At 59.1% G+C, this 12,076-nt stretch carries 9 protein-coding genes and 2 pseudogenes; 7 read left to right on the forward strand and 4 right to left on the reverse strand.

Features of this window, described 5'->3' with window-relative positions:
• Positions 1-191: 191 nt before the first annotated feature.
• A complete protein-coding gene (locus tag BPSY_RS03115; protein ID WP_238556795.1) occupies positions 192-1,688 on the forward strand; it encodes a threonine/serine exporter family protein in 1,497 nt (498 codons plus the stop codon).
• 100 nt (positions 1,689-1,788) lie between these two features.
• Here the strand turns inward: BPSY_RS03115 and trpS are convergent, their stop codons facing one another.
• Positions 1,789-2,880: a tryptophan--tRNA ligase gene (gene trpS, locus BPSY_RS03120; RefSeq protein WP_033496828.1), complete on the reverse strand. Its 1,092-nt coding sequence runs from the start codon at positions 2,878-2,880 to the stop codon at positions 1,789-1,791.
• 167 nt (positions 2,881-3,047) lie between these two features.
• Here trpS and BPSY_RS11905 point away from each other — a divergent pair.
• Positions 3,048-3,392 (forward strand): annotated as a pseudogene (locus BPSY_RS11905) (DUF3073 domain-containing protein); the annotation flags it as partial.
• A 573-nt stretch (positions 3,393-3,965) separates the two neighbouring features.
• Here the strand turns inward: BPSY_RS11905 and BPSY_RS03130 are convergent.
• Positions 3,966-4,391 carry a sterol carrier family protein gene (locus BPSY_RS03130; RefSeq protein ID WP_033497697.1) on the reverse strand — a complete coding sequence of 142 codons (426 nt, stop codon included), beginning with the start codon at positions 4,389-4,391 and terminating at the stop codon, positions 3,966-3,968.
• A 140-nt stretch (positions 4,392-4,531) separates the two neighbouring features.
• On the opposite strand from BPSY_RS03130, the gene BPSY_RS03135 reads away from it, so the two are divergent.
• A complete protein-coding gene (locus BPSY_RS03135; RefSeq protein ID WP_033497699.1) occupies positions 4,532-6,988 on the forward strand; it encodes a glycogen/starch/alpha-glucan phosphorylase in 2,457 nt (818 codons plus the stop codon).
• A 397-nt stretch (positions 6,989-7,385) separates the two neighbouring features.
• Here the strand turns inward: BPSY_RS03135 and BPSY_RS03140 are convergent.
• A pseudogene (locus tag BPSY_RS03140) lies at positions 7,386-7,604 on the reverse strand (hypothetical protein); the annotation flags it as partial.
• A 174-nt stretch (positions 7,605-7,778) separates the two neighbouring features.
• Here BPSY_RS03140 and BPSY_RS03145 point away from each other — a divergent pair.
• Positions 7,779-8,570 (forward strand): rhomboid family intramembrane serine protease, encoded by a 792-nt coding sequence (locus BPSY_RS03145; RefSeq protein WP_051921583.1) that lies wholly within the window; start codon positions 7,779-7,781, stop codon positions 8,568-8,570.
• A gap of 150 nt (positions 8,571-8,720) precedes the next feature.
• Here BPSY_RS03145 and crgA read toward each other — a convergent pair whose 3' ends face one another.
• On the reverse strand, positions 8,721-9,281 hold the full coding sequence (crgA, locus tag BPSY_RS03150) for a cell division protein CrgA (protein ID WP_033497702.1): 561 nt from the start codon (positions 9,279-9,281) through the stop codon (positions 8,721-8,723).
• Between the two features lie 85 nt (positions 9,282-9,366).
• Here crgA and BPSY_RS03155 point away from each other — a divergent pair, with 85 nt between their 5' ends.
• From BPSY_RS03155 to BPSY_RS03165, 3 genes are all read left to right on the forward strand, one after another.
• On the forward strand, positions 9,367-10,113 hold the full coding sequence (locus tag BPSY_RS03155; RefSeq protein ID WP_033497704.1) for a DUF881 domain-containing protein: 747 nt from the start codon (positions 9,367-9,369) through the stop codon (positions 10,111-10,113).
• A gap of 6 nt (positions 10,114-10,119) precedes the next feature.
• Positions 10,120-11,265: a class E sortase gene (locus tag BPSY_RS03160; protein WP_081884185.1), complete on the forward strand. Its 1,146-nt coding sequence runs from the start codon at positions 10,120-10,122 to the stop codon at positions 11,263-11,265.
• A 119-nt stretch (positions 11,266-11,384) separates the two neighbouring features.
• A complete protein-coding gene (locus BPSY_RS03165) occupies positions 11,385-12,035 on the forward strand; it encodes an anthranilate synthase component II (RefSeq protein ID WP_033497734.1) in 651 nt (216 codons plus the stop codon).
• The last annotated feature ends 41 nt before the right edge of the window (positions 12,036-12,076 follow it).

Genomic DNA, 12,076 nt, shown 5'->3' on the forward strand with positions numbered 1-12,076 from the left:
ACATTGTAAGTCCTCTTTCGCCCAGTTGTATTACATTGGTCTGCCAATGGTCTGTGAAGTACATAACGAAAAGGTGCTTTCGGTGCAGGGTGTGGAGTAAACATGAAGCTGTGGGCTTCGCAAAAAGATTCAGAGACAACAGTCAGAAGGCGCAGCGCGCCACACACCAGAGTGAATCCGGCCAGGAGAAGATCAGCGCCTTTCACACGCACTCCATCCCTTTGGATATGGAGGATATCGTCAGGGATCTGGACAAGCCGGTCACCGAGGCGGGTATTGCGGCCAAAGCCAGCCTGATCGTGCGCGTCGGGGCCCTGGACCTGTCTTCGGGAACGGGAAGCTTCAGGGTGCGCGAGATGATGCACCGCATAGCGTATCCCCTTGGAGTGCATGTGCGCGCCGACGTCAACCTGACCGATATCGAAGCGACATGCACCGATGGCAAGGAGCGGATCACGGAGGTGATCGACCTGCCTTCGACGGGTGTGAACACCGAGCGCATCTGGCTGCTCGAGCATTTCGCGGACTGGTTCAGCGTGAGCTGCGGGTTAAGCAGCGTATACCATCATGAAGCCGAAATCTCAGAGGCACTGGTGGATAAGCTAGGCAGCCCGTCATCCGCCCTTTCGGCGTTGAGGGCATTGGGCCGCGTCAAGCAGGTGATCGCCAGAAAGAAAGAGGAGGATGGCGATTTCAAGGGGCTGACCGTTCGTAAGGCCCATGCACGGCTTGACGTCATAGAGAAGCGCAAACCCTTGTACCCCGCGTGGTTCGCCGCGTTCGGCTCCGCTGTCGCCTGCGCGGCCTTCGTGTTTCTGCTCGGCGGCGGTCCCTTCGATATGGCCGGTGCCTTTGTGGGAGCCGGAATCGGTCATTTCGTACGCAGGCTGATGCTCGCCAAGCACCTCAACCAGTTCTTCGTGACCTTCGTCTCCGTTGCGGTCGCCGCCTTGGCATGCGTGGGCATGCTCAGGTTCATCGGTATCTTCAATCCCATCGCCTTGGAGCATGACACCGCATATATAGGCGCGATGCTCTTCGTCATTCCCGGTTTCCCATTGGTCACCGGTGGTCTGGATATCGCCAAGATCGATTTCCCATCCGGGCTGCAGCGGCTGATGTACGCCTTGTCGATCATCCTGATGGCGACTTTTGCCGGTTGGGCCGTCGCCCGTGCTGTTTCCTTGAATCCTCAGGGTTTCGAACCGCTCGGACTTGATCCGATGCTGAACGGCGTTCTCAGATTCTTCGCGGCCTTCGCCGGTGTATGGGGCTTCTCCGTCCTCTTCAACTCACCGCAGCGTATGGCCTTCACGGCCGCTTTGATCGGTGCGATAACCGATACCATGCGTCTTGAAATCCAGGACCTGCTCAACGTGCCACCGGAGGCCGCTGCCTTCTTCGGGGCTTTCGCCGCAGGCCTGCTCGCAACCGCCTGGCGTTCGGCCGTCAGACGAGGGTGGCTGCCTCCACATCTGGGGTACCCGCGCATATGTCTGACGGTTCCCTCGATCGTGATCATGGTCCCCGGTCTGTATATGTACCGGGCGATGTTCTACCTCGGCCAGTTCTCAACGCTGAATGCGCTCGACTGGGCCTTCCGCGCGTTCATGGTGATCATCTGTCTGCCGGTCGGACTGGCGATGGCACGTGTGATCACCGATAAGTCATGGCGTTATGACGTATAGCCCTCCGCAGGGCTCGTGCATCCATTGAACCCGCAGTGGGGAGCCTGATGAAGGAAGCTCTCTGAGGGCCTGGAACCGTACGATCCCGGTTTCAAACGCCTCAGTACTTCATACCCATCGCGGCGCGGACCTCGTCAAGAGTCTCCTCGGCTATGGCGTTGGCCTGCGCGTTGCCGTCGTGCAACACATCGCGCACCGAATCCATATCCTTGGCAAGCTCCGCCCTGCGCTCGCGATGAGGCGCGAGGAATTCGTTCACCGCACTGGTCACATACTGTTTGAGCGCGCCGGAACCGGATTCTCCGATCTCCTCGGCGATCTCAACGGGATCGCGTCCGGTCACCAGAGCCGCCGTGGTCAGCAGCGCGGAGACCTGGGGGCGGTTCACCGGATCAAAAGTGATGCGACGTTGCGAATCGGTGGGTGATTTCTTGATGAGTTTGGCGGTTTCCTCGGCGGTGGCGCTCAGCATGATCGAATTGCCGTAGGATTTGCTCATTTTGCGTCCGTCGAGTCCCGGGATCTCCGGTGCATCGGAAAGAATCGCGGCAGGTTCCGGGAAGATCGGCTTCTTCGAGGCATAGCGTTCATTGAAACGACGTGCGATGGTGCGGGTTATTTCCACATGGGGCAGGTTGTCCTTGCCGATCGGGACCACATTCGCCTTGCAGAAGAGGATATCGCAGGCCTGATGAACGGGGTAGGTCAGCAGCAGACCGGTCAGTGCATGCCCGCTGGCCTCCATCTCCGACTTCACCGTTGGATTGCGGTGCAGCTCCGCCTCCGTGACCAGGGACAGGAAAGGAAGCAGCAGCTGGTTTTCCGCGGGGACGGCCGAATGCGTGTACATCATCGTGCGTTTGGGATCTATACCCGCCGCCAGATAGTCCAGTACCAGATTCAGCACATTGTCGCCGATGCGGTCGGTGGTGTCACGGTCGGTGATGACCTGGTAATCGGCGATGATGATATTGGTGTGTACACCCCGCTCCTGCATCTGGACGCGTCCCAGGAGCGAGCCGAAGTAGTGGCCCAGGTGCAGACGGCCGGTCGGCCGGTCACCGGTGAGCATGGTATATGCGCCGGGATTGGCTTCAAGCTTGGTCAATGTTGCATCGGAAAGCTTCTTTGCCGTGAGGAAGCTCGCGCTTACTTCGTTGCCTGCCGCCGTCAGCTGCCGTTCATCCGTCATTCTGTTGTCCCTTGAGTGCCTGTGCCAGTATTCTGCATAGAGTCGAAATCTTGCTTTTATCGTAAAAGTCTCAGCAGACAACGTAACTGGTGGTAACCTCTTATGTGATGCAAATTTAGAATCGTGTTGCCTATTGCGTGGGCACTTGAACTGGCGAAGGGGGTCGGATGGGCCGCGGACGTCAGAAGGCTAAGCAGACGAAAATAGCCCGTAAGCTCAAATATCTGACAACTGATACCGATTATGACGAACTCGCAAAAGAGTTGAACAACCAGGAAGCTTCCAACGAACAGGAAGCGGCGGTTGTGGGGGATGAGTTCGGTCCTGTTGAATCAGTGAGCTCACACACGGATGCCGAGGAGTCGGCTCCTGCGATGAATGATGATTTGGATGATTATGCCAAGTGGGCGGCCCAAGCCGCAGCCAAGGCCACCGCATCCGAAGCGCCGGCTGCACCAGTCGTGCGACATCGCCCAATCCCGATTCCGGTGCCGAGTGCGTTGAAGCCGAAGTTGGAGAAGGTCAAAGCCAAGCGTGCAAGCCAATCCGACGGCTCGGGGGCCGTTGATGACGAGGCGGACGCGACTGCAGCGACAAGTGGGCACGCGACAGCTCCTAAGAAGACCGTGAAGCGGAGCCCTGCGAAGAAGGGGACTGCGAAGGCGAGTGCCGCGAAGGCCGGTACTGCAAAGACCTCCGCGAAAAAGACTTCCACCGCAAAGACTTCCGCCACACAGGCATCGGTCAGGAAAAGCGCCACTGAGAGTGGCACCGCCGGCAAGAAGACCACGGTTCGAAAGACCGCAGCCAGGAAGACGAGCGTCTCGGGAACGAGCAGCACGGCGGCCAGCGGCACATCAAGCTCAGATACGGCGAAGACCCGCCGCGCAAGCACCAGGAAGCCTGCGTCCACGCGATCCTCCACGAGTGCGAAAAGCACGAAGAAGGCATAGCCCCGGCGGTGTCGGCCCAAGGGTCTTGAGCCTCCCCTCCTTAACGGTCAGCCCGGAACACCATGGTGTTCCGGGCTGACTTGTTTTGGCATCCACGCCCTTTCGCCGACTCCGGCTGATCGCCGTAAGGCCTTAGGCCTGTGGATGCTCGGCGGAGAGCAAGGGCAACAGGCGGCTCAGATCGTCGCGCTCACCCATTGCGCTGATATGTCCGGAGTCCCGCTCGGACGACCAGCTGGTGATCCCGCAGGCCACACGAAGCCAGACATCCGGATCGAGCTCGATGGTGTCCGGAGGAGTCAGATTATGGGGGTCGGAACTGGGACCGTCAAGAATCTTCACCGCGCCCCAGGGTGCCACGCGCACCTCGACCGCTCCGCCTGGCGCGCGCAGGGTCAGCAGATACAGGGAATAGCGAACGGCCATCGCGTAGTCCTTGCGTGGCAGATCCACATGGGCCTTTGCGTCCCCGGCCGCGGCCTGATGCAGGGCAAGACCGTGCCATCGTTCCAAGGCCGCTCTCCCGCTCTCCAGATCCTGATTCCTGATGACGCTCATAGGGGTATTCTCGCTCTTCCGGTGGTCAATGTGCGTGCTGATCGGCCAGCGTTACCTGATGTTCATGCCCGCTGGCCTGACTCGGGATGGAAAAGCAGGCATAATGAGAGGCACGGTTCGATCAGGAAAGAGGATTCTTCATGACTGAAGTTACTGCGCCGAAGGCATCGCTGTCGGGTTCTGAGTTCGCGGGCGAGATTCGTAGCAAATTGAAATATCAGCTTGGCGTTGACGAATCATCAGCCAAGGCGTCCGATGTGTATGTGGCTGTTGCATCTGCGGTGCGTGACCATCTGTCTGATTCATGGATGCGGACCCGCGCCGAGATGGTGCAGGGGAACACCAAAGCGGTCGGGTATCTCAGCGCCGAGTTCCTGATCGGCAGGCAGCTCTCGAATGCCCTGCTCAATGTCGGTTTGGACGAACAGTTCGCCCTGGCGATGAAGGAGCTGGGATTCGACCAGGACGAGGTGATCGCAGCCGAAGCGGAGCCGGGGCTTGGCAATGGTGGTTTGGGCCGTCTGGCTGCCTGCTATGTGGATTCCCTGGCATCGCTGGGCGTACCCGCATTCGGATACGGCATTCGTTATCGTTACGGCATCTTCCGTCAGGAATTCGACAAGGCCGGCCGCCAGGTCGAGAAGCCGGATTACTGGCTGACGCAGGAAGAGCCTTGGGGACACGTTGACTATCATCGTTCGCAGCGGGTCGGCTTCGGTGGCACGGTGCAGGAACACGACGGGGCGAAGGTCTGGGAGCCGGCGTGGTCCGTGCGCGCGGTCCCCGTCGACTATCCGGTTCCGGGATATGAGTCGGGCCGGGTCAACACCCTGCGACTCTGGGAGTCGCGATCATACGATGAGTTCGATCTCTCCGCCTTCAACGACTCTGATTACATGGGCGCCGTGGTGCCGCAGGTTGAGGCCGAGAACATCACGAAGATCCTGTACCCGGAGGATTCCACCCCGCAGGGCAAGCGCCTTCGTTTGGAACAGCAGTACTTCTTCGTGGCGGCATCCATCCACGATGCCATCGCGACCTTCTACCCGGGTCAGGAGCATCCGGATCTGCGCACCTTCCCCGAGAAGATATGCTTCCAATTGAATGACACGCATCCTGTGATCGGCATCCCCGAGCTGATGCGCGTTTTGCTCGATGAATACGGCTATGACTGGGATACCGCGTGGGACATCACCACAAGAACATTCAATTACACCTGCCACACCCTGCTCCCTGAGGCTTTGGAGGTCTGGTCCGCGCAATTGATCGGTGAATTGCTGCCAAGGCATCTGCAGATCATAGATCGAATCGACGCGCAGTTCGTCGAAGGGCTTGAGAACAAAGGTCTTGATGGTGAGAGGATCGACCGCATGCGCATCCTCACGCGTGACGGCAATCCCCAGGTGCGTATGGCCTTCCTGGCCACGGTCGGTGGCCTGCATGTGAACGGCGTCGCGGAGCTCCACTCGCAGCTCCTGCGCGATGTCACCCTGAAGGATTTCAGTGATGTGTTCCCCGAAAGGTTCACCAACGTCACCAATGGCGTGACGCCACGTCGGTTTGTGCGCCTGGCCAATCCGCGTCTGTCCGCGCTCATCTCCGAAGGTCTGGGCACCGACCGTTGGATGTCCGATCTTGAGCGGCTTCAGGGCCTGGCTCCGTTGGCTGATGATGCATCCTTCGTGGAGCGCTTCGCGGAGGTCAAGCGGGCCAATAAACGTGATTTCTCGGTCTTCGCGCAGCAGCGCTACGGCTTCGAGGTCGATCCGGGCACCATGTTCGATTCGATGGTCAAGCGTCTGCATGAGTACAAGCGCCAGTCCCTGAAGATCCTCGCGGTTATCGCCCAATACGCCGCCATCAAGGACGGCACGGCGGGCGACATGCTGCCGCGCACGGTGTTCTTCGGTGCCAAGGCGGCACCGGGGTATGCGATGGCGAAGCTCACGATCCGTCTCATCAACAATGTGGCGCGTGTGATTGATGCCGATCCTGACGTTGCAGGACGCCTGCAGGTCCGCTTCCCGGAGAATTACAATATCGAGCTCGCGGAGCATCTGATTCCCGCCACCGAACTTGACGAACAGATCTCGCAGGCAGGCAAGGAGGCCTCCGGGACCGGCAATATGAAGTTCGCTTTGAACGGCGCCTTGACCGTCGGCACACTGGACGGAGCGAACGTTGAGATTCGGGAGCGCGTAGGAGCCGAGAACTTCTTCCTCTTCGGACTTGAAGTCGAGGATGTCGATCGCTTGTATGCCGAAGGATACGATCCCCTGTCCTATGTGCAGGCCGATCCGAGGCTGAGGAAGGCCGTTGACATGGTTGCGGGCGGCGTATTCTCCGAGGGCGACCGCGATGTGTACGCCTCTTTGGTCTCCGACTGGCTCACCAAGGACTACTTCATGACGATGGCGGACTTCACGGCCTACATGGATATTCAGCAGGAGGTCGAAGATGCGTATCGCGATCAGGCACGTTGGAACCGCAGCGCGATTCTGAACGTGGCGAACAGCGGATACTTCAGCTCGGACCGTTCGATCAAGGATTACCTGGAGCGCATCTGGCACACCAGCCCCTCCCCATCCTCGATCTGAGGGCGCGCTCCGCAAAGCGCCGCCACATCTCGCACGGTATGCCCCCACTCATCGCCTTTGAGTGGGGGCATACCGAAAGCTGCGGGCTCCATAAGACGCGGAATGAGTGAGCATGTGGCCGGCACGACGACAGGAGTCTCAGCGGGATAGTTTCAGGGGTAGGTGCCGGCGCAACAAACAGTGGCCGGGGGATCTGCATGATTGAATCATGCAGATCCCCCGGCCACTGAACTGAAGCTATTGGAGGTGAAGCTCCTAGGCTTGGCTGTGCACCGACAGCACTAGTATCGCGGGATGCCGTTCTGTGAGAACGTCACTCCCGACGGAACTACTTGGCCTCTTCGGCGCTTTCCTCGGCTGCTGCGTCATCGTCGGCTTCGGACTTCTCGCCGTCATCCGCCGCATCATCCGTGGACTCCTCGTCGGCGTCCTCATCGGATTCCGATTTCTCGGCAATGCCCAGATCAACCGGCGACGAGCTGTTCTCCCAAGGCTCTTCCCAAGGGTCATAGTCTGGGTTCTGCTGCTTGTAGATATACAAACCCACTACTCCTGCAAGCAATGCGCCAAACAGCAACGCGAAAAACTTCCAGCCGTTCGAAGACTTGTTCTTCATGTTGGCTCCTTTCACCGTGATAAGGCAACTTGCCCATCCAAGCCACCGCTAGTCACTATCATAATTCTCATTTTGTGGTGATTGCGTGTGAATTGCGTGCTGAAGATTCCTTCATCGGCTTTCAGGCTGAGTTCTCAGGGAATTCACGGTCGGGTCTTCGATAGAGTGGAGCGCATGAACAATCGATTCAATCGTGGTGCTTTCGGTTTTGGCTCAGGACCTTCCCTCTCGACACTCTTCTCCCGCAGACGGATAGCGGCTTCATGGCGTAACGGGGGAGCCGTCGTAACAGGCGGGATCATCGTCGCCTGTGTGGCTATCTGGCTCGTTGAAATCGTGCTGAATCTCGTCGCGCCGAGCGCACTGAGCGCGGTGCTCAACGAAACGGTATTCGTGCCGGTATACGCGGTGGCCCATCCCTGGATCTTCATCACCGCCATGTTCCTGCATGCGACCAATCTCTTCCATGTCTTGTTCAATATGCTGACGCTCTGGTCGATCGGCCCGGTTCTGGAGCGCATGATGGGGCATTGGCGCTTCCTGGCCTTCTACCTGATTGCCGGAGTGGGTGGCGGCATAGGCATGATGGTGTGGGGTGTGGTCTCCCCCAACGGGCAGGGGTGGATAACCGCCTCCTATGGCGCATCCGGTGCATTGTTCGGACTGTTCGCCTCGGTGCTGATCGTGGCCAGGCGGGTCGGTGCCGATATCCGCTCGATGACGGTGTGGATAGGCATCAATTTCCTGATGCCCTTCGTGATCAAGGGCATAGCATGGCAGGCCCATGTGGGCGGCTTCATTACCGGTGCCTTGTTGACTTGGTTGCTGGTCTCAGGCCTTCCCGCATTGCGGCAGCGCAGTTTTACACAGAGAATGTGGATATATGGCTCGGCCGTATTCGCGCTGCTGGTAGTGGTGGCCATCCTGTGTGATACCCAGAATCCCTTGCGGGCATTGGTGTTCTAACACTGTGGCCCCACTCCGGGGAGCGGGGCCACAGTGGCAAATTACACGCGTGTAATCTATCCACATGCTGTGCACAACAGTGTGGATAACCACCCACCTAGCTGTGGATAACTATCCGGTCACCTGCTCTGCGGCAGCCTATGCCAAGGCTTATCTCCACCACATCGTCATGATGAAGCCGAGCATGATGAAAGCGAAGCCGATGGCCAGATTCCATGCGCTGATATTCGGGATCGGATAGGACCCTGTGATGTAGTAGACTACGCACCAGATCAGTCCGATGACCATCAGCGTGCAGAAGAGCGGCACGAACCAGCCGGGGTTCGCCTTGGTGCCCTTGATGGATTCCTCGACGCGCTTGGTGTTGTCATCCTGACGCTGCATCATGCGCTTCATCTGCGGGGTGAGTGCAGACTTATCCACCGTGGCGTTCAGCACGGCTTCGACTTTGTCGATGGATACGCCGTAGCTCTCGTCGTCCTCGGTCTTCTCCGCTTCATCGGCCTGTGTGGCTGGCTCTGATTGATCCGAAGCATCGTCGCCCTCATGGGCTGCGTCCTCCGCAGGGGCGTCCACCGACGCGTCCTCCCGGATTTCGCTCTCAGTATGGTCATTGGCCGACGTTTCGATTGCCACATCTGCCCCGGACTCGTTGCCCTGCTTGGATCCCCGCGCTTGCGCGTCGGTTTCGTGCAGCTCTTGCTCAGCCATGGGTGTGTTCTCCTTCGATAGGCTATAAGTCATAGTAATGGTTAGACTCGAAAGCGACCACATCGGTCGTCGAGAAAGGGTGTTCATGGCTCGGCATCACGCTCGTCACAGCGCACGGCATAGCACTGCCGGTCTGTTCAGCGTCGCCCTGATCATGGCATTGACCGGATTCCTCCTGGTGACCAACATACGCGTGAACCGCTCGGTCACCGTCACATCCGATACCGCGGGCCTGGTGGCCGAGCGTGAGGAGCTGGTCAGCAAGCTCAGCTCACAAATCAGCAATCTCAGCGAACAGATCAACACCCTGAAGGACCTCACCAGCACGTCAAGCAGCTCGGCGGACACGGAGGATGTGGGCTCGGGAACCGTGCTGCCCGCGATTGAAGGGCCCGGCCTGACCGTCACCTTGGACGACTCCCCGCTCTGGGAGCAGCAGGTCGATCAGTCCGGCTCCTCGGCCACGATCAACGATTATGTCGTTCATCAGCAGGATATCGAGGGTGTGGTCAATGCGCTCTGGGCCGGTGGCGCCGAATCCATGCAGATCCAGGGGCAGCGCGTGCTGCCGACCACCGCAGTGCGATGCGTCGGCAACGTCCTGCTGCTGCAGGGTAAAAAATACTCGCCACCATACAAGGTCTCCGCGATAGGACCCACCCAGCAGATGACCGATGCCCTTGACGATTCGAGAACCATTCAGATTTACAAGGGATATGTGACTTCGATAGGATTGGGTTGGTCCGTTGAGACTTCGGATAATCTGAGATTCGCGAAAACGACGGCCGTGTTACAGCCTTTGCACTACGCCACCGAATACAAGAAGGACTGAGCTGAGATGGCACGTCACTCCCATGATGAGCACACTGGTCGAAACATAGGTCAGGGCACGGGTGCGGGAAGACCGGCCGTCAAACGCAGCGCCTTCTTCGCGGCCCTGGGGATCCTCGGAGAGGTGCTGCTTAGCTTGGCTGTGGTATGCGCCCTGTATATCGTGTGGCAGTTGTGGTGGACGGGTGTGGAGTCCTCCCAGAGCCAGTTGCGGCAGCGGGAGTCGGTGTCCTGGTCGGAACCTGCCAGTGAGAGTGGAAGCACCAAGATCGCGGCCGCCCAACAAGGCGATCCGCCCGTGCAGCCGACGAGCGCCAAAGACGGTGATCTCGTGGCCGAACTCTATGTGCCTCGTTTCGGCTCGCAATGGCAGCGCAACATCGTCGAAGGCACGAGCAGCGAACAGTTGGCCAAGCATGGTCTGGGGCATTACACCGAAACGCAGATGCCGGGGCAACTTGGGAATTTCGCGGTTGCCGGACACCGCTCGGGATATGGCGAACCCCTCGCGCATGTGGATGAGTTGCAGAAGGGCGATGCCATCGTGGTGCGTACCAAGGATTACTGGTATGTATACCACTACACCGGCAAGGAGATCGTGCTGCCGACGCAGACCGATGTGATCGCAGCCAACCCTGAACAGCCTTCCGCCGAGGCGACGAAATGGATGATCACGCTGACCACATGCGAGCCTCGCTATACTTCGGCGACCCATCGTTGGATCAGTTGGGGGGAACTCGACTATTGGGCCAAAGTCTCCGATGGGGTGCCCAAGGAGATTTCGGACGGCGCTTCGACCGGAGCCACAACCTTCTCCAAACAGTCCAACGCATCGCTGTTGGACAGGCTCACCTCACTCGCCCCCGTCGTGATGTGGCTTCTGATCGCGTATGCGGTGATCGCCGTCGCGGCGGGCATCGCATGGCGTTATCCGGTGCTCAGGGCCATCCGCAACGGGGAGATCGCACGCCCCGAACCCAGCATCTACGGTTGGCTCACACGCCATCAGCCCGGAATCAAGCCGATACGCCTGTTGCTGGTGCTGCTGCTGATCCTTGCGGCCGCCGCGGCACTATTCCAATGGGGATTCCCCTGGCTGGCCTCAAACGTGCCATATCTGCAAATCATGTCGAATTACGTTTCGGTTCAGTAGTCCGCATCATCTTCAGCTGAGCGCGCTGGGCGTGCGGATGCGCAATAATGAAAGTAGATGGCGCCGTGTCACAGGACATGGCGCATCAATCGATGAGACGGCACGGTTCGGGGAGCATGATGACAGACAGCGCGAAGATACTGGTGATCGACAACTACGACTCATTCGTTTACACGATCGTGGGGTATCTGAAGACCCTTGGGGCAACGGTCAGCGTGGTGCGCAATGACGCCATCAGCGCGCAGGATGCGACCGCGCTCGCCGAATACGATGGTGTGCTGATCTCACCAGGCCCAGGCACCCCGGCCGAATCAGGGGCGAGCGAGGCGATGATCAGGCTGTGCGCGCAGACCCGTACGCCGATGTTCGGCGTATGCCTCGGTCTGCAGGCCCTGGCCGAGGTCTACGGCTGCACGGTGGATCATGCTCCGACGATTATGCATGGGAAGACCAGCGCCGTCGAGCATGTGGACGACGAGATTTTCGAGGGCATTGCGAATCCGATGACCGCGACGAGATACCATTCGCTTGCCGTGGAGCCGTCGACCGTTCCGGAAGAGCTTGTGGTCAGCGCATGGACGCAGCAGGATCACATCATCCAGGGTCTCAAGCACAGGGAACTGCCGCTGTACGCCGTGCAGTTCCACCCTGAATCCGTGCTCACCGAGGGCGGTTACCGCCTGCTTGCGAATTGGCTGCTGATCTGTGGGCAGGATGACGCGGTGCGGCGTTCAGCAGGGTTGAAGCCCAAGGTGTCCGCGAAGAACTGAGCCTTGAGACCCGTTCCGGGTTGTTCATCCGTATCCGCCGT

The organism is Bifidobacterium psychraerophilum (assembly GCF_000741705.1).
Classification (GTDB): domain Bacteria; phylum Actinomycetota; class Actinomycetes; order Actinomycetales; family Bifidobacteriaceae; genus Bombiscardovia; species Bombiscardovia psychraerophila.